Annotated in this window: 17 protein-coding genes and 1 tRNA gene; 14 read left to right on the top strand and 4 right to left on the bottom strand. The window is 29.9% G+C overall.

Going from position 1 to position 17775, the window contains the following annotated elements; all coding sequences use genetic code 11:
* The first annotated feature begins 17 nt into the window (after positions 1 to 17).
* Positions 18 to 1061 (top strand): DNA cytosine methyltransferase, encoded by a 1044-nt coding sequence (locus PXD56_RS02580; protein WP_276491797.1) that lies wholly within the window; start codon positions 18 to 20, stop codon positions 1059 to 1061.
* Positions 1062 to 1063: 2 nt separating this feature from the next.
* Here PXD56_RS02580 and PXD56_RS02575 read toward each other — a convergent pair whose 3' ends face one another.
* Positions 1064 to 1915 carry a type II CAAX prenyl endopeptidase Rce1 family protein gene (locus tag PXD56_RS02575; RefSeq protein ID WP_276491796.1) on the bottom strand — a complete coding sequence of 284 codons (852 nt, stop codon included), beginning with the start codon at positions 1913 to 1915 and terminating at the stop codon, positions 1064 to 1066.
* 336 nt (positions 1916 to 2251) lie between these two features.
* Between PXD56_RS02575 and PXD56_RS02570 the strand changes: the two genes are divergently transcribed.
* From PXD56_RS02570 to PXD56_RS02550, 5 genes are all read left to right on the top strand, one after another.
* Positions 2252 to 3520, top strand: a complete 1269-nt coding sequence (locus tag PXD56_RS02570; protein ID WP_276491795.1) for a tyrosine-type recombinase/integrase — start codon at positions 2252 to 2254, stop codon at positions 3518 to 3520.
* A 13-nt stretch (positions 3521 to 3533) separates the two neighbouring features.
* Positions 3534 to 4562: a hypothetical protein gene (locus PXD56_RS02565; protein ID WP_276491794.1), complete on the top strand. Its 1029-nt coding sequence runs from the start codon at positions 3534 to 3536 to the stop codon at positions 4560 to 4562.
* A gap of 96 nt (positions 4563 to 4658) precedes the next feature.
* Positions 4659 to 4940, top strand: a complete 282-nt coding sequence (locus PXD56_RS02560) for a helix-turn-helix domain-containing protein (protein ID WP_276491793.1) — start codon at positions 4659 to 4661, stop codon at positions 4938 to 4940.
* Between the two features lie 162 nt (positions 4941 to 5102).
* On the top strand, positions 5103 to 5537 hold the full coding sequence (locus PXD56_RS02555) for a hypothetical protein (RefSeq protein ID WP_276491792.1): 435 nt from the start codon (positions 5103 to 5105) through the stop codon (positions 5535 to 5537).
* Positions 5519 to 6817, top strand: coding sequence for a DUF3987 domain-containing protein (locus PXD56_RS02550; protein WP_276491791.1), 1299 nt, complete (start codon positions 5519 to 5521; stop codon positions 6815 to 6817). The genes PXD56_RS02555 and PXD56_RS02550 overlap by 19 nt, the downstream gene beginning before the upstream one ends.
* A 707-nt stretch (positions 6818 to 7524) precedes the next feature.
* Here the strand turns inward: PXD56_RS02550 and PXD56_RS02545 are convergent.
* Positions 7525 to 7914 (bottom strand): hypothetical protein, encoded by a 390-nt coding sequence (locus PXD56_RS02545; RefSeq protein ID WP_276491790.1) that lies wholly within the window; start codon positions 7912 to 7914, stop codon positions 7525 to 7527.
* 403 nt (positions 7915 to 8317) lie between these two features.
* Positions 8318 to 8533 (bottom strand): hypothetical protein, encoded by a 216-nt coding sequence (locus PXD56_RS02540; RefSeq protein WP_276491789.1) that lies wholly within the window; start codon positions 8531 to 8533, stop codon positions 8318 to 8320.
* 340 nt (positions 8534 to 8873) lie between these two features.
* Here PXD56_RS02540 and PXD56_RS02535 point away from each other — a divergent pair, with 340 nt between their 5' ends.
* The 7 genes from PXD56_RS02535 to PXD56_RS02505 all read left to right on the top strand — a co-directional run bounded on the left by PXD56_RS02535 (position 8874) and on the right by PXD56_RS02505 (position 16066).
* Positions 8874 to 9020, top strand: a complete 147-nt coding sequence (locus tag PXD56_RS02535; RefSeq protein WP_276491788.1) for a hypothetical protein — start codon at positions 8874 to 8876, stop codon at positions 9018 to 9020.
* Positions 9020 to 9496, top strand: a complete 477-nt coding sequence (locus tag PXD56_RS02530) for a hypothetical protein (protein WP_276491787.1) — start codon at positions 9020 to 9022, stop codon at positions 9494 to 9496. The genes PXD56_RS02535 and PXD56_RS02530 overlap by 1 nt, the downstream gene beginning before the upstream one ends.
* A gap of 364 nt (positions 9497 to 9860) precedes the next feature.
* Positions 9861 to 10055: a helix-turn-helix domain-containing protein gene (locus tag PXD56_RS02525; RefSeq protein ID WP_276491786.1), complete on the top strand. Its 195-nt coding sequence runs from the start codon at positions 9861 to 9863 to the stop codon at positions 10053 to 10055.
* Between the two features lies 1 nt (position 10056).
* Positions 10057 to 11415: a DNA adenine methylase gene (locus PXD56_RS02520; protein WP_276491785.1), complete on the top strand. Its 1359-nt coding sequence runs from the start codon at positions 10057 to 10059 to the stop codon at positions 11413 to 11415.
* Positions 11412 to 12680 carry a DNA adenine methylase gene (locus PXD56_RS02515; RefSeq protein WP_276491784.1) on the top strand — a complete coding sequence of 423 codons (1269 nt, stop codon included), beginning with the start codon at positions 11412 to 11414 and terminating at the stop codon, positions 12678 to 12680. Before PXD56_RS02520 ends, PXD56_RS02515 begins: the two co-directional genes overlap by 4 nt.
* Positions 12677 to 14377 carry an McrB family protein gene (locus PXD56_RS02510; protein ID WP_276491783.1) on the top strand — a complete coding sequence of 567 codons (1701 nt, stop codon included), beginning with the start codon at positions 12677 to 12679 and terminating at the stop codon, positions 14375 to 14377. The genes PXD56_RS02515 and PXD56_RS02510 overlap by 4 nt, the downstream gene beginning before the upstream one ends.
* Complete coding sequence (locus PXD56_RS02505) at positions 14378 to 16066, top strand: hypothetical protein (protein WP_276491782.1); 1689 nt, start codon at positions 14378 to 14380, stop codon at positions 16064 to 16066.
* Positions 16067 to 16548: 482 nt separating this feature from the next.
* On the opposite strand, the gene PXD56_RS02500 is transcribed toward PXD56_RS02505, so the two are convergent.
* Positions 16549 to 16628 (bottom strand) — tRNA-Leu (locus tag PXD56_RS02500).
* A gap of 191 nt (positions 16629 to 16819) precedes the next feature.
* Here PXD56_RS02500 and PXD56_RS02495 point away from each other — a divergent pair.
* Positions 16820 to 17761: a ribose-phosphate pyrophosphokinase gene (locus PXD56_RS02495; protein WP_276491780.1), complete on the top strand. Its 942-nt coding sequence runs from the start codon at positions 16820 to 16822 to the stop codon at positions 17759 to 17761.
* Positions 17762 to 17775: the final 14 nt, after the last annotated feature.

Here is a 17775-nt window from a genome sequence, read left to right as displayed (position 1 = left end):
AAGAATAGCTTAAGAAAATGAATATAGTATCCTTTTTTGCTGGAGCAGGCGGTTTAGACCTTGGTTTTGAACAAGCCGGCTTTAATGTTATTTGGGCAAATGAGTATGATAAGGATATTTGGGAAACCTACCAGAAAAATCATCCTGATACCATTTTCGACAAAAGAAGTATTGTTGACATACCTGCGGATGATGTACCTGATTGTGACGGAATCATAGGTGGACCACCATGCCAAAGTTGGAGTGCTGCCGGTGCAGCAAGGGGTATTCAAGATAAAAGAGGGCAGCTATTCTATGATTTTATTAGAATTCTTGAAGCAAAGCAACCCAAGTTCTTTCTAGCAGAAAATGTAAGCGGTATGCTAATTGGCAAACACAGTACTGCACTTGACGGCATTAAAAAGCTCTTAAAAAATGCAGGTACAGGTTACGACCTCTCATTTAAAATGCTCAACGCAGCTGACTATAATGTTCCTCAAGATCGAAAAAGAGTTTTCTTTATAGGCGTCAGAAAAGATCTAGACTTTAAATACGAATTCCCCACTGAAACCTTCCCGAAAATAACACTGAAATCAGCTATAGGTGATTTAGATAAAAAAGCAATTCCTGCTTTAGAGTTTAATAATACCAATGGTAGCCAATGTACTATTCCTAATCATGAATATATGATAGGTGGTTTTTCTACCATGTTCATGTCAAGAAACCGTGTTCGCAATTGGGACGAGCAATCTTTTACCATACAAGCGGGTGGTAGACATGCACCTATACACCCACAAGCACCAAAAATGAAGTTAATAGAAAAAGATGTTCGCGTATTTGCACCAGGCAAAGAACAACTTTACAGAAGGCTTAGTGTACGAGAGTGTGCCAGAATACAGACGTTCCCCAACGATTTTATTTTTCATTACAAAAAAGTAGCAGCAGGTTACAAAATGATCGGTAATGCGGTGCCTGTAAATTTGGCAAAGTTTTTGGCTAGTAGTATCATGGCTCAATTAAAAGCACATGACACCAGTATATCTAAAACAAAGAAGGCTAATACTTACACTGTAGTTGAATAATATTAAGAATTTACTTCATACACTTTTGACTCACGCTCTATATGTATTTTAGGTGGCATAAAGTACATAAACACTAACATGATCACAAAGTATAAAACTGCAAAAATAGTATAGGTATGATCTCCAGCATCTGGTGAAATCGGCAATAGAACCAGAGACATATTTAACATTGACTGTATGACCAATACGCATATTCCACTTTTAGTCTTTGAATAAACAATTGCACACATTCCCGCTGCACCCATCATATTTAAAAACAAGGGCAAAACAGGTAAATCTTCAATCACTCCTACATTTATATAAACAGAAGGCAACCACCATAAAGACCATACGAAGCCAATAATCTGAGTGGCATAAAAAGGGTTGATTATTTTTGACAGTTTACGAACGGCATAACCGATCCAGACAACTTCACCTAAAAATGCCCAAGACAAAAGAAACAAAGTAAATTTTAAAGTAGGTATATACAATTCAAAATTAAGAACAGACATATCTCCACTATACAAAGCCACAATTGATAATGTTATTAAACCAATTGTAAAAGCAAACAGTAAACTAAATAAATACCATTTGGGATGAACCTTCCAAACCAGCATTGGTCTAAACAAATTCTTTATACCCTCATTGCCCTGTGTAATCTTTACTATAAACAACAATAAAAACATCAGCGCATAAAAGCGACCATTGGTATAAGGAAAGAAATCTATTACACCTTTGCTCTTAGCGTAGGTTATCACAAAATTCAGAAGTGGAGCAAGCGCTAAAAACACCCATATCTCGTACTTCTTCAAAAAATTGAACATTTTTGTAGCCGTAGATGAATTATTAAATATGAGCAAGCGCTGTTTATCCATTATTCCAGTTTAAACTTTTGTACGAGTATAACAGGCACTAAAATAGAAGAAAGATATTTTTTGGTGTAGATTTTAAGAAAAATACAACAAATAATTAGCAAATAGCAGAAATTAAAAAACCCTCTCAATCAAACGATTAAGAGGGCTTAGAAGTACTCGAGGCGGTAATAACCGCTATTAATCTATGCACTCTCCTAATAATAACAAAATCGTGTCAGCACCTTTAAAATTAAGCACTAGAGCAAATCTACCTTTATATTTTACTTCATGTAGATTAAGTTGAATTAAATATAATTAAGTATTTTTCGGCAAAATATCGGCAAAAAATAATAGAACTTGAATTTAAAATACTTCATTGTAGAGGGCAAAAAGAAATATCTAAGCGTTTATGTCAGGTTCTGGGATAGCAATAGAGTTGACCAAAAAACAAGAACTGGATTCAGTACATTGAAATCAGATTGGTCAAGTAGTAAACAAAGATTAAAGCATAAAGCTACAACTACCAATATTGATTTTATTAACTCTGAACTTTCAAAGTTAGAAACTCATATTTTCGATAGCTACAATAAAGACTACAATGGTAAGAAACACATTTCAAAAACTTGGTTAAAAGAAAAAGTAGCCAATTATTTCGGTAGAGTAAATGAAAATGAGGAATATAAGGCTTATTTAGTACCATGGGCTCAAAGATTTGTAGACAATGCAGGTACTAGACTATACAGAGGTAAACAAATCAAACCACGGTCTATCACCAATTATAAATCAGCTTTAAAGAAACTTGAAGCATTCGAGGAAAGCCAAAATTATAAATATCGTTTTGAAGATATTGATTTAAAGTTTCACAAAAAGTTTATCACTTATTGTAGAGATGTGGAAAATCTAAATAATAATTCAATAGGCTCATTAATCTCTCGTATTAAAACATTTTGCAGAGAAATAGAATTTGAAGGTTACACCGTTAATCCCCAATATAAAAGTTCTAATTTCAACGCACCGAAGAATGATACACATGAAATATATCTAAACGAATCTGAAATCAATAGAATCTTCAATCACGATTTTACTAGCTCACTTAGACTTGACAATGCACGTGATTTATTCATTATCGGTTTGAGATCTGGATTAAGGATTTCTGACTTCCTTCGAATTAGCAAGGAAAATATAATTGGAAACGTAATCAATATTACTACTATAAAAACCAATCAAAACCTAACCATACCGATACACCCACAATTTGAAGCTATTCTTGAAAAAAGGAATGGTGAACTACCTTCAAAAATCTCAGACCAGAAATTTAATCTATATATAAAAGAGGTATGTAAAAAAGTTGAAATTAATGAACTCACATTTGGTTCTAAAATTAAGGAAGGTGCCAACAGAAAAGAAGAGGGTCTTTTTCCTAAGCATGAACTTATCAAATCTCATGTGTGTAGACGATCTCTAGCAACTAATTTATATTTAGCAGGATTTGATTCATCAATCATTATGAAAGCTACTGGACATAAGAGCATAAAACAATTCAACGCCTACGTAAAGGCTAGTCAAGAAGAGCATATCAAAATGATAAGCGATCATTGGAATACAGAAAGCATCAATCTTAAATAATCAGATACCAACCATGTCCAAATTTTCAGCCGAAAAACAATTGATTTCTAAGATATCTGAATTATTAAACAATTTAGAAATCGATATTAATGAAGGTAAAGAATTATACTCCAGGAGTAATCTAAAATGGGCTATATCTAAACTGGACCCTGATTATAATTTCAACTATACCATCAAAGAAATCAATGATTTTGAATCAAAATATAACACAGAAATTGATAGTACCGAATATATAGAAGAAGCATCAAATTATCTATTTCATACAAAAGTCAAATCTCTAGTTGTAGGTAATGCTAAAAAATTATTTAAACAAATAACAGATGTAAATGATACTGGAAACATTGATAGAGTAATTGAACTAGTAGAACAAAAAATTATATCCTACCATAACTTAAAAAAAGAAGATTACGGCAGAGAATATTTTGATTTGAGCTATGGTGCTAATCGGTTTGAGCATCGGTTTGAAGTAATTTGGTTTTACAACGAAAGAAATCGTTATAAATTAAATAAATTGATAAATCCCACGCTACCCCCATCCTTACATAATGTAGAAAACCCAATTCTCCACTTTTCCGATTATCCTTTTTTGGGAATTGACATTCAACAATGGATAGATTTTGAAAAAGCATATAGATTCATCCCATTATTAATAGAAATATTACAATTTTTACATAAATCAAAAAATGAATTTATAAAGTTTCAACCCAATTACAATCTAGAAAACGTACTAAAAAAAGAAAATCGGTTTCCAAACATATTTAAAGATGCCATTCGTTGTGAACTGTTCTTCCATACAGCACAATTCCTACCTATAAATAACGATGTAGATTGGACTTATTTATTCCAAATACTAGAGATTGATAAAGCATTTAGAAAAAAAATTACGCAAAATCAATACGTAGACTTAGTTAATAAATCATTTAAAAAAGATTTAAAACAATTAAGATTTGACACTTCAGAATCTAAATATAATAAGCTATATAATTTATATCGAGAAAACAAAAACACTTTCGAGTATTTGGTTAAAGCCTATAAACATTAGGCGTATTACCCAAACAGATCACACTTATAGTCGAAACCTACACGATAAACTGAGTTAAATCAATTTTACTTTACAGTGAATTTAAAAAACACTGTAATGATTAAAAAGATTTTAGAAATTGAAAATACCCAGTCTTCAGATTTTATTCCAAAGATTTTAAACGGATTAAAAGATATACTCAAAGAGCATAATGAGTTATCAATGGATTCAGAAATTCTACTTACAAGGGAAGAGACTGCAAAAATGCTGTCAATTTCTTTAGTAAGCTTATGGAAATATACAAAGGATGACCTAATTCCTGCATACCGCATAGGCACGAAAGTTCGGTACAAAAAAAGTGAGATTTTATTGGCGCTAAAAAAGATGAATCAATTCTAAACAAAATCTTATGAAGCCATTAGACTTTAAGCATAAATACATCCCGCCTAATAATGGACATCGCTACTCTATTTCACGGTACATAGCACTATACTGCCTAATAAACAATATAGAGTTCAAAAGAACACTATTAGCAACCATCAACACCAAAGCCTAATCATCATGCAATTAGACAACGCATTAAGCCCCGATAAAGACAAATTATTTTATACCAATCTTCTATTCGCTAAACTATATGTTCATTCCCTTGGTGTATATATGAAGAAATATAATACAAACATAGATAACCGTATTCCTCACAGAGAACTTAATGGTATTCTAAAACAACCCTATAGTTTAATTGTGGAGAATTTGACTTCACAAATGAATGACAAATTGAGATTTGACCTCCTTGAATCTATAGGTTACAAAAATGACATGCATCCCCAAATGCTAAGCGAATTAGAAAAAGAAAAAATAATATCAAATTTAGAAAAACAACTAGGACTTAGCTGCAATTATGATGCATTCATGGGAAACCCATGGAGCGTTCAAGAAGTCAACAAAGGACTAAGTTCAACAATCACACAAATACTAGCATGGAATCCAGAAAAATAAATAAAGAGAAAGAGAATGCCCTTAAACAGTTAAATCGGATTCTTAATAAGTTACCCAATGAGACTAAGGAATTTATTATACAAGCCTTTACTGACAAAAGAATTCCTAAAGAGTATCTCCTTAGCTCAATTTTATTTGCATATAGTAATGCAGCAGGACTTGCTTTTAATTTAAAACAAGGCGGGTATACAAATTATGGGAATTTATATTTTGCTTTAATTGGAAGCAGAGGAGACAGTAAGTCACCTGCTATGAGTTTAGCTACAGAAGTACTTAATAATAGTGATCATCAAGCATACGAAGAATTTGAAAGAAAAAAGAAAGAAATTTCGGCTGACACATTAACATCATCAGAGGAAGAAATCGTAGAAAGAAAACAGCATTTCGTACAAAATTCCACAATAGAAGCAGCCATGTTTGCTCATTCTAAAAACCCATATTCTTTAGGAGTATTTGTCGATGAGTTCGTTTTTTTAATTGAAAAAATAGCCAATAAAAACAATAGTGAAGGTTCACAATGGAACTCTTTTCTATTACAAGGTTTCACCAACCAACATATAGACATTTCTAGAAAAACAACTGATAGTTATAGAATGAAAACGTCTTACCCCACACTATTGGGATCAATACAAACACAATTGCTCCCAAAACTATTTGCGAATGGAAATTTGGAAAGCGGCTTGGTAGACAGAATTCTATTTACGCCAAGGCTAACTACTAATAACAAGCTGTCTAAATCCGGAATACCCGAGAAAACCATTATTTGCTATAATGCGAGCCTACAAAATCTATTACATTACCGTAAATCTATAGAAGAAAGCAAAACATCTCTACCTCTTATTTTAAGCACAGATGCTCAAGAAATGCTTCATGACTATGTACAAAATTTAATTATAAAACAACAAAACCTGCCTAGCATTCACAAGGAGTACAATTCTAAAATGCAGATTAATATCTATAAATTATCAATCGTACTTCACCTAATTTTGAACTCCTCTAACCGCTCATTTCAAGATCAGGTTACGGTTGAAACAATTGATTTAGCAATTTGTATTAATGAATTTTATTTTACAAATTTCAAACTGATTACATCTTCAAAAGTTAACGTTATTGACGAGAAGATTTTTAATGAAGTACTTATTAAAAAAGCAATACATAATGGAGCAACACAAACAGACATTATAGCCCTCACCAAAAAATCTAAAGGTCAAGTTTCAAAATTGTGGAACAAATACTTAAACGAAATGGAAGAGAAACTGGAAACTGGAAACCAAATCTAAAAACCACCGTACTCTCATAATTTACTATGCTTAACGCCGAAATCTATCAAAGTTTCTAGTTTCCAGTTTCTTTTATTAGATTTTCGTAACATAATGATTACCATAAATACAGATTTGCAATACTGTACTTAATTAGTGTAGGTAAAATAACTCTATAACTATAAGCTGTAAATTAACGGGTAAGCAATTTTATTAACCTGGGTAGCGGTAGCGGTTACCAAGGGTGGGCAAAATGGTTGTTTATGGTAAGCAATCGGGTAGCGAAAGGGGGTGCTTTGTGGTTATACAGGGTAGATAATTGGTTAACTGTCCTACACTCTCATATAAACATTATGGTTGCCAGTGGTTACGTATTAGACAGCTTGCCTATAAATCTATGTGCATATAGCGGTTATCAAAGGTAGACTAAATGGTTGCTTATGGTTAGCAATCCGGTAGCGAACGGGTTGCTTTGTGGTTACACTGGGTAGGTAATTGGGTAGCTATCCTAAGCCTTATATATATGGTGTGATTACCAATGGTCGGAAATTAAACAGGTATGGTTATAAATTAAGGTAAATGATGTGGTTGTTATGAGTCACCTATACATTTTTACTGGTTATGCATTATTAGTTCTTAGGGCGGACCTCTAATTGAGTGATGTCAATTTTAACAACTAAAAATACAATAACATTATCTCATATAAAATTGTAGTGAATTGCTTTCATCTAATTAAAATTAGAATAATTCTCACTCTCAATTTCATCCTCACCTATTTGTTTCAGGAATGCCATAACCTCAATTGGATAAATATATCTTTTAAGTTTAGCCTTTTCTAATGGAATTTCACGATTTTCTGAAATTATAGTGCTAATAACAAATCGAAAAGTCTTAGTACTTAAATAAGGTATTTTCTTTTCTATTTCCTCTTTCCTTAAAGAATTATCCCTTAGTTCTATCAACCTTCCCTGATATCGAATATCCACACCTAATTTATCCAAGAAAAATTTTGCTTCGTTAGACCTTACAAAACGTTCGTTCTTGGCATCGCTCAAACTAATTTTTCTATTGTCTCTAATAATAGGATTGATAATATCAGAAAATTCAGAAGCTCCCATTCCATTTATCAATTTAAAAAGTTTTCCCTTTGTTGTTCGGTAGCTTTTAAATTTTATAATCATAAACTAAAATCAAAATTGTTTCAAAAATAGGATTATCATAATTATAAATTTTGTTTAAATACAAATTTCTTGAATACAATGAAATTAAGTAAAGCTCTTGTAAAACAAGTTCTACAAAGGTTATTGTCAATTATAAACACCAATAAATATTATGGCATAAGAATAGAAATTTGCTTATCAAATATCTGGAACGTAATTTATTTAGATAATTTTGTTTGTACTTCCCAACACCGCTAATATAATATTAAAAATTCTACGGGCATTCTGCCACCTCACGGGAAACGCTATTGTAATAGTAGTAATTTTACAAAACAAATAATAGATTAGGTAATATTATCGTCTACATATTTTTAATCACTAATAATTTATTTTTAAGCTTGTTGTAGCTTGTTGAAGCATTAATGAAAGTCCCGTCAGTCAGTTTTATCTGAACCTCACCTACTTTAACTACTGTAAAGAATAAAATTTGATCAGTATTAAGAACATATTTTTTGTGATGTTCTATACCTGCATCTTGATTTCTCGTAATCTCTGTAACTTCGATAAATTTCATCATTTCTTATTTTAGAAATATAAGGTGTAAAATACATCATTTAAACTTGTGTTGACCTTTAATTCCCATAGTTTCGGGGCTCACTTGCAGTATAAGAACTATTTTAAAAGGGTTTAATCGTACTTTAGTATAACTATGATTTAATATTATAAATTCTTATAAATGAATAGTATTCGCATAATACACTCTTCGCAACCAATAAATACTATATCTACTTGTAATTTTTAACTTAGCTGATAAAAGTTATATAGAACATTAATGTTCTATATTCAATTGTTGACAATAAACCAAAAAAGCATCGTGTACGAGCTATAAATTGAGTCAATCTGAACATTTAGGAATTTTGGAAAAAGCTGAAAACAATTTGTTCAAATCAAAACGGATTAAATTCAAAAAATATAAAGATTGGCGAAAAGAAAACGTGCCAGACGAAGGTGGAATTTATGCGATTTTAGAAAATTTTAATAATTTAATTAAAAAAAGAAAATAATGAATAGCCTTCTAATCGGTGGAGCTCAAAATACAGGGAAAAGCCAAGCAATTTACAGAATTGCAAATACTTTACAATCGAAAGGATTTAAGGTTATCGCAGGTACAATACCTGCAACTTTTAGTGATTTTAAAGTTATCTTGAAAGGGATTGATAATAACGGAAAAGATATTATTGTCATAATAAATTCAGCAACAGACACAGAGGATATTATAAAAGCATTTAAAAAGTTCTTTGATTCAAATGGTGTATACCACATACTTATTTCTTCGGTTCGAGATGAAGATTATTATCCAAGAAAAGATTTTTTTAAGATTATGGAATTAAATAGTCAAGACGACTTTATTTTGGAAATTCCTTTCGCGAAAATTACAAGAATCAAAAAATACAGAGCAAAGCCACTAAAATGGTTTGCTGATAATATGGATAATTTAATGAATCACATTTTAAGAAATAATCCATTCAATATCGGATAAAAGCCAGATGGAAAGAATGTACTCAATAAAGTAAGTCCTTGTCAACACAAAGGTTTGGGCATTTTTAGAAAGTCGCTAAATTTTTAAATCGTACAAATTCCCATAAATATAATAATTAGTAAAAATTAGGCTTTTGTATTATCCTAAATTTATCGCTTATTTTTCAGTGCTGCTTTTCAAATAATAGAGGTTGTGCATAATGCGGAAAATATAGCAAAAAAAGTAAATCTTCGTACTGAAAAGCCAACCGCATAGTCAAGCTCTTTTCCCACCAATCACTTTTTAGTATGATGATTTTAATACTCATTTAGTGAGATATTAAAAATAGTTCTTTACATTAGTGGACTGAATAAAAAATTCAAAAATGAACCGAATAAAAGAGGTTTTAGAAGAAAAAGGAATAAAACAAATCTGGCTATCCGAACAGTTAGGGAAAAGTTACAATATGGTTAATTCTTACGCTCAAAACAGAAGACAACCAAGTATTGAAGACTTGTATAAAATAGCAGAAATATTAAATGTAAATCCAAAGGATTTACTAAAAGAAAAAGTAAATTAATTTGGAACAATTAGAAATTAATCAAATAAGTGCATTAGCAAAACCTATGCAATATCTTGGTGCAAAAAACCGAGTTATTGATTTAATCCTTAGTGAAAGCGAAAAATATATTGAAACAGGTTATGTTCTAGATTTATTTAGTGGTTCTTCAATTGTATCACAAGCTTATAGTTATATTGGTAAAAATGTCATCTCTAATGATGTGCAAAAATTTAGCGGAATTATATCAAAAACCTTCTTGAAAATTGATTTTGAACCTAGCTTTTTAGATTTTCCTCTTGATGTTTTGTTTAAAAATTCGGACAATAAATATCACGGAATTTATAAAAACTGGATAAAAAAAGAAGAAAATTATTTACAAAAAGCAGACACAAAGAGTCTTTTAAATCTTTACAAAAACTTTCCTTTAATATGGAATGGTAAAAAAAACAATTCGGATGAGATAAATAACATTTTTTCAAAAATGGCAACTCATTTAAATAAACCTGCATTTAAATTTGCACCTCTATTTACAACAATATATGCTGGGACATATTTTGGAATAAAACAATCAATCCAAATTGACAATCATAGAAGAAGGCTGGAAGAATTACTAAATAATAATGAAATTAATTCTTGGCAATACAATTTAATACTTACTTCTCTGATTAGTGTCATTTCACAAATCGTAAATAGTGCAGGTAAACATTTTGCACAACCAATAAAATTTGAAAATATTCTAAAAAATGATTTATTAGAATCTAGATTGTATAAAAACAGACTAATTGATATCGATACAGCATTATTAGAAAATATTACGAGCAATATTGCTCTCATTAAAAATAATATTTTACCCACTAATAATATAGTCCTTAGTAAAACTATGGAATCAGTAATTAGCGATATAAATGAATTACCAAATATTGACTTAATTTATGCTGACCCACCTTATACTGCTCAGCAATATTCAAGATTTTATCATATACCTGAAATTTTAATTGATTACAAAATACCTGAATTACAAATTCATAGAGATAAAGTAACAACTGGTCTTTATCCATCAGATAAATTCAAATCAAGGTTTTGTTCAATGATAAAAGCACCTGAAGCTTTTTCTGATTTACTTAAATTAACAAAAAAAACAAAGTCAACATTATTATTAAGTTATTCAAAGTCATTATCGGAAGATAATGGAAACAAAAGAATGATTACAATAGAGCAATTAGAAAAGCTGAAAGAAAAAATCATTCCAAATTATCAAATGCAAGTTGTTGAATTAGATTTAAAATACAAGCAACTTAATAACCAATATGCAATTAATCAAAAAACTGAAAGCATAGAAGTTTTAATTGTTTTTTCTAAAAATAATATCAATCAATGATTCAAAGATATTTAGGAAATAAGGCATCTATTATAGATTCGATAATTGAGGAAGTAGATAATTTGTGTGATAAAGGAGATACAGTTTGTGATATATTCTCTGGAACAATGTCAGTTTCGCTTAACTTAAAACTAAATGGCTACAATGTTATTTCTAACGACATAAATAGTTTTTCTTATGTCTTCGGAAAAAGCTACTTATTAAACAACGAAATTCCCTCAATAAATTTTGAATCACTTAAAATTAATCCTGATGATTTTATCAAAGATTCAAAAAAAATAATAGCCAAATTAGATTCAAACGAAAAAGGATATAAATTTTTAAAGAAAAAAGCATTCAAAAGCAATTTTATAGATTTTATAAATATTCTTCAATATTTAGAATCTATAGACAGTTCGTCAATATCTAAAAATTATAGAGAGAGTTATTTTTTCAATTATTATACTGAAAAAGGCAATGAAAGCGATTTCAAAAGCTCTAGAGGTTCAACTGGAAAAAGAAGATATTTTTCACCAGAAAATGGTATTAAACTAGACAATATTTTAAATAAGATAAAAGAATGGTATCAAGAAAAAGTAATTGATGACAATTTATATTATCTATTAATAAGTGTTGTTTTGATTTCGGTTGAAAAAATTAGTAATACTCAAGGAACTTATCATGACTTTATAAGAGAAACCTATGATTCAAGAGCATTAAACACAATTAAACTACTTCCCCCAAAGTTTGACTTTATATTATCTAATTTAAATGGTCATCAAATTGGAAAGGAAAGAGATTCACTTGACTATATAAAAGAAATCCCAAGACATAAAGTTTTATATATTGACCCACCATATAATTTTAGGCAATACACTTCCTATTATTTTATGCTGAACTTAATATCTGACTATTGTAAAATTAATGATTTACAAGATTATTTTAATAAAACAAAATTTGTTAGAGGCCAAAATATGGAAAAAGATTTTTCTTCCACATTTTGTAAAAATGCACTTTTTATTTCTTCATTAAATGAATTAATCAGTAACGCCAAAACAGATTGGGTAATTATGAGCTATTATAATGGTAGAAACCATAAATCAGGTAGTAATGGAAATAAGGAAGGAATATTAAATGATTTAGATGTCTTTTTTAATTCAGATTTATTTGAAGAAGGTTCCTTGCAAGTAAAAAATATTGAAAGAACAAATTATCAGAGTTATGGTGGTCATAGTGCCCAAAAAGTTAATGAAATACTATTTATCGCAAAAAAGAATAATATATGAACTGGTTAAAATTAATTAATAATCAAGCCTTTAAAGAATGGCTTATAAATACAGGTATTTCATCAACACTACCTCAAGGAGATTTTAGATTAGACCCTTTTGGCTCTTCATTACGTAAATTTAATAATGCTCATAGTTGGCTAGAAGTTCTATCTAATACTGGTGTTTTCACACCAACAGGAAGAAAAAGTCAAGCTATTTCAGATTTATCTTCGGCTGAATTATTAAAGTCAGACGAAACCTTTACTGATTTTGGTAAATTAGTATATGATAAATGGGAAGAATATTCAATCCCAGCAGGAAATGCTGACTATGAAATCCACAGGTGTTTATTAATTATCTCTACTTCGTTCAAGGAATCAAGTTCAGTATATAAAGATTATTATTCTAGATGGATAGAATTGAGAAAAATCTTTAGTTTCAATTTTCTAATTAACAATAAGGTTTATCTATATCTATTTTCTTATTTAGATAAAGATGCTATTGGTTTTAATCCATTTCAATTTATCAAATCTTTAAACTTAACTGAAACGGATTTTGCTTCAACTGTCGATTGGACATCAATTAAAACCTATTATAATGATGCATCTGTCAATACCGCTGTAGACAAATATGAATCAACAATAAATGGTTATCTATCTAGAGAAGGTCGTTCAAGTATGTGTATTGCTATGGAATTATTTAATAGTAATCAAACAGAAAGAGAGGCTGTAATAACTGAAATTGGTATAACCAGTCCTGAATTAGATGTTTTAAATAATATTTTAGTTGATATCAAGCAAAGTATTACTGCGTTTCAAAGAATATATTACGGTGCACCTGGAACTGGTAAATCCTATAAAGTAAAGGAAATTTTAAAAGGAAAAGAAGCTAGAACAGAAAGAGTAACATTTCATCCAGAATATGATTATGCATCTTTCATAGGTGGTTTCAAACCGATATCTGAAAAAGATGCAGTTTCTGGATTAGACGAAATCAAATACAAGTTTGTTCCACAAATATTTACAAATATTTATATTAATGCTTGGCAAAACGAATTCCAAGATTATTTCTTAGTAATTGAAGAAATTAACAGAGGGAACTGTGCTGAAATTTTTGGAGATACATTTCAACTATTAGATGAAGGTTATGAAATTACACCTTCAAACGAATTAACAAGCCATTTAGAAAAAGAGTTAACTGAAAAAGGCTATGATGGATTTACAAATGGCAAAATGCAATTACCATCAAACCTAAGTTTGTTAGCTACTATGAATACTTCTGATCAATCTTTATTTCCTATGGATAGTGCATTCAAAAGAAGATGGGATTGGGAATATATACCTATTAATTATAAAAAATCACCAGAAAACCCTTCGTCAAATTTTAAAGTAAACCTGTCAGATACAGAATCTTTTTCTTGGATTGATTTTATTAAAAAAGTAAATTCTATAATAAAGGAAAATCCAAACTTAGGTATGGATAAATGTATTGGAAACTATTTTATCAAAGCAAAAGATGATAATATTTCATTAGAGGAGTTCATAAATAAAGCTATTTTCTATTTATGGAATGACGTTTTTAAAGACGAAGATGACCATATATTTGAGGAAAACACTTTTTATGAAGACTTCTTCCCTATTACTGAAAAAGGAAAAGGAAAAGTAGAAAAAATACTCATAAAAATTGGTTTAATTGAACCTAAAAAAGAAGATTAGATGAAAATTCTAATTGAAGGAGCATATTATCCAATTCTAACTCTTCAAAAAATTTTTGACGACCCTAAATTTTATACTCAAAACGGTTTAGAAGGGAAAATCATATCTGTAGGTTACTATCATTCATTTGAAAAAAATGAATTAATTTATATGTTGCCAAAAGTATTTATGATTGATGACATAAATTCCATTTTTGGTAAAAATAAGGAGGAATTATTAGAATTAAATTCTCTAAAAAACATTAAACACGATATACAGTTTAATTGGATTCGGCAATCATCATTATATTTCTATAATAGCCTTTTAGAATATAGAAAAAGAATTACAGATTCTCAAATCGTAAACAAATCAGAGAGATTCGAATTAAACACCAATCTAGGAACCCAAGAATATTCTTATTTAGATTTACTATTGTCTTTTGTAAACTATTACAAAAAAAACAAGAGTCATATTTTATATAAGCATATAGAATATAATTCAAATCAAGCGAAAAAACCGAAATGGGAAAAGACTATAAGAAAGTCTTTACCTATTTTAACTGCTAATAATTCGCCAATTTACGTTTCAATTAGAAACAAAAAGAAAATTAAAAATACAGAAGAAGAATTGTTAACATATTTCTTTTCAATTTTAAATAACTTCAACCAGGAACATAAACTTAATTTAAAAATTGATAAATCCTTTACAGTTATAAAAGGCAAATCATTTAAAAATCTTCAGTCAAATGGACTTTCAAAACTTCGAAAAATAAAGTATCGTTACTTTAATGACGCTTTAAGAAGAATGTATTCTTTATGTGAGATATATTTTACGCAAACTGATAAAAGTAGTTCAAAAAGAAAAAGAGAAGATTTTATATCAGTCAACAATTACAATTTAGTATTTGAAGATATGATAGATAAATTATTTTCAGACGAAATAAACAATACAAAAATAGATGATGTTTCACTTCAAGATTTAAAAAAGAATGATGATGGCAAAATCATTGACCATATTTACGACTATCAATCTTTAATTGACACAAGTAACATCTTTTATATAGGAGATTCAAAATATTACAAATCAAATAAAGAAGCCGGTAATTTATCGAAATACAAGCAGTTTACATATGCAAAAAATGTAATTCAATTTAATATTGATTTATTAAATAAAGACAAGGATAAGCCTTATAAAAAAGGAATAAGATATAGAGATGAACTTACTGAAGGTTATAATATTACGCCTAACTTTTTCATATATGGTTACATCGAAAATGAAGAGAATTTTGATGAACATTTAATAGAAAAAAAGAAAGAATTACCCGTTAAATCATATCATTACAAAGAACGATTATTTGATAGAGATACTTTATTTGTTCATCAATATAAAATCAATTTCTTATTTGTATTAAAAGCTTATACCAATTTCAACATAATAAAAACTCAGAAATTTAGGAAAGAAGTAAAAAGAGATTTTAGAAAGCATTTTATTGATTTTTTTAATGATTCTAAAAGCTGTGAATTTGAATTCTATAAATGTAAATTAACAACTTTAAAAGAATACGAATCTATAATAACGAAAAATTTTAAATCTCTGAATGGTAAATGCTATGTGAACATGGAATCTGAATTGATTCTAGCCAAACATATTACAGAAACAATAGAGGAATCGATTATGGGAGAATTTGAACCAATAACAGAATTAAAATAGTGTGAAAATCCAACGCTACGCCAAACTTGGAAAAAAAATATGTCCCACCAACGCTCACCTTCGTACTAAATTATAAATATCAAAAAATCAAGCAGGACGTATTATGCAGTATGCACAACAAAAACTTAGGTAAAAAATGAGTCTAAAGAAGTATCTAGTTTAATTAAACCTGATTGGACTTAATTGATTTAATGCCACATTTAATTAGACTTTCCTAAAACACCAATTAAATTACTTAGCGTAAACGTAAAAATTGGATCCTTAGCATACTATTTGGAAAGAATATGCTTTTTATTCAAAATACTAATTGTAGTCACTAATAAATTATTTTGTTTAGAAAATGCAAATTTTCTAAGAAATTTCTTTTAAAAGACAGAAAAGAGGAGAAGTGAAAATCAGTATTTATTCGGCAAAATACCGGCATTAAACTTAATAAAAAAACCCTAACAATTTGAAATTCAAGTTGTTAGGGTTTTACTCTGTACTCGAGGCGGGAATCGAACCCGCACTCCGAAGAACTGGATTTTGAATCCAGCGCGTCTACCAGTTCCGCCACTCGAGCATATTTTACCGTTAAGAAACGGCATCCTGTAAAACAGGACTGCAAAACTAAATAATTATTTTCTTTCCAACACCAAAAATATCAAGATTTATGCATTAGCAACCAAATTTAATTTTTAAATTTGCACCTTCTTAAAAACAACTGCTTCAAATTATAATTGAAGTAACTGTTTGGAAAACAACAAGAAAACCATGTCATACCAAGTTCCACAACCAAAAATATTTGCTTGTACTCAGAGTAAAGATTTAGGAGAGAAAATTGCCCAAGCCTATGGTGCCGAAATCGGCAAAATATCTTTTTCAAGATATAGCGACGGTGAATTTCAACCTTCTTTTGAAGAATCTATACGTGGAACACGAATTTTCATAATTGGCTCTACGCACCCTGGACCTGAGAATTTGATGGAAATGTTATTGATGATAGATGCGGCAAAAAGAGCATCTGCACGTCATATAACTGCAGTAATGCCATACTTTGGTTGGGCAAGACAAGACAGAAAAGATAAACCTAGAGTACCAATAGCCGCAAAACTTGTAGCAAAAATGCTAGAAACTGCAGGTGCTACTAGAATTATAACTATGGATCTGCATGCAGATCAAATTCAAGGTTTCTTTGAAAAACCGGTAGATCACCTATTTGCGTCTACGTTATTTTTACCGTACCTAAAGAATTTAGGTTTAGAAAACCTAACTATTGCATCACCGGATATGGGTGGTTCTAAAAGAGCTTACGCTTACTCAAAAGCTTTAGACAGCGATGTAGTGGTTTGCTATAAGCAAAGAGCAAAAGCCAATGTAATTTCTCATATGGAATTAATAGGTGATGTTCAAGGTAAAAACGTAGTTCTTGTAGATGATATGGTAGATACGGCAGGTACATTAACAAAAGCTGCCGACCTAATGATGGAACGCGGCGCTATCAGTGTAAGAGCTATAACAACGCACGGTCTATTGTCTGGAGATGCCTATGAAAAAATAGAAAACTCTAAATTAACGGAACTGATTATAACAGATTCTATTCCAATAGAAATAAAGAGCAATAAAGTAAAAGTATTAAGTTGTGCCAATCTATTTGCAGACGTAATGGACAAGGTGCACAACAATAACTCTATATCTTCTAAGTTCTTAATGTAAGTTAGAAGCAAAAC

The sequence above is a fragment of the Maribacter zhoushanensis genome (genome assembly GCF_029350975.1).
Lineage (GTDB): Bacteria > Bacteroidota > Bacteroidia > Flavobacteriales > Flavobacteriaceae > Maribacter > Maribacter zhoushanensis.
Note: the sequence above shows the minus strand (reverse complement) of the source record. Positions and strands in the feature narration are given on the sequence as shown.

What these genes read in the sequence shown, in the direction of transcription:
- PXD56_RS02575 (WP_276491796.1), bottom strand. Translation starts at nt 1,915, where the DNA reads ATGGATAAACAGCGCTTGCTCATATTTAATAATTCATCTACGGCTACA.
- PXD56_RS02515 (WP_276491784.1), top strand. Translation starts at nt 11,412, where the DNA reads ATGATTCAAAGATATTTAGGAAATAAGGCATCTATTATAGATTCGATA.
- PXD56_RS02510 (WP_276491783.1), top strand. Translation starts at nt 12,677, where the DNA reads ATGAACTGGTTAAAATTAATTAATAATCAAGCCTTTAAAGAATGGCTT.
- PXD56_RS02530 (WP_276491787.1), top strand. Translation starts at nt 9,020, where the DNA reads ATGAATAGCCTTCTAATCGGTGGAGCTCAAAATACAGGGAAAAGCCAA.
- PXD56_RS02525 (WP_276491786.1), top strand. Translation starts at nt 9,861, where the DNA reads ATGAACCGAATAAAAGAGGTTTTAGAAGAAAAAGGAATAAAACAAATC.
- PXD56_RS02540 (WP_276491789.1), bottom strand. Translation starts at nt 8,533, where the DNA reads ATGATGAAATTTATCGAAGTTACAGAGATTACGAGAAATCAAGATGCA.
- PXD56_RS02560 (WP_276491793.1), top strand. Translation starts at nt 4,659, where the DNA reads ATGATTAAAAAGATTTTAGAAATTGAAAATACCCAGTCTTCAGATTTT.
- PXD56_RS02565 (WP_276491794.1), top strand. Translation starts at nt 3,534, where the DNA reads ATGTCCAAATTTTCAGCCGAAAAACAATTGATTTCTAAGATATCTGAA.
- PXD56_RS02550 (WP_276491791.1), top strand. Translation starts at nt 5,519, where the DNA reads ATGGAATCCAGAAAAATAAATAAAGAGAAAGAGAATGCCCTTAAACAG.
- PXD56_RS02545 (WP_276491790.1), bottom strand. Translation starts at nt 7,914, where the DNA reads ATGGGAGCTTCTGAATTTTCTGATATTATCAATCCTATTATTAGAGAC.
- PXD56_RS02495 (WP_276491780.1), top strand. Translation starts at nt 16,820, where the DNA reads ATGTCATACCAAGTTCCACAACCAAAAATATTTGCTTGTACTCAGAGT.
- PXD56_RS02580 (WP_276491797.1), top strand. Translation starts at nt 18, where the DNA reads ATGAATATAGTATCCTTTTTTGCTGGAGCAGGCGGTTTAGACCTTGGT.
- PXD56_RS02505 (WP_276491782.1), top strand. Translation starts at nt 14,378, where the DNA reads ATGAAAATTCTAATTGAAGGAGCATATTATCCAATTCTAACTCTTCAA.
- PXD56_RS02555 (WP_276491792.1), top strand. Translation starts at nt 5,103, where the DNA reads ATGCAATTAGACAACGCATTAAGCCCCGATAAAGACAAATTATTTTAT.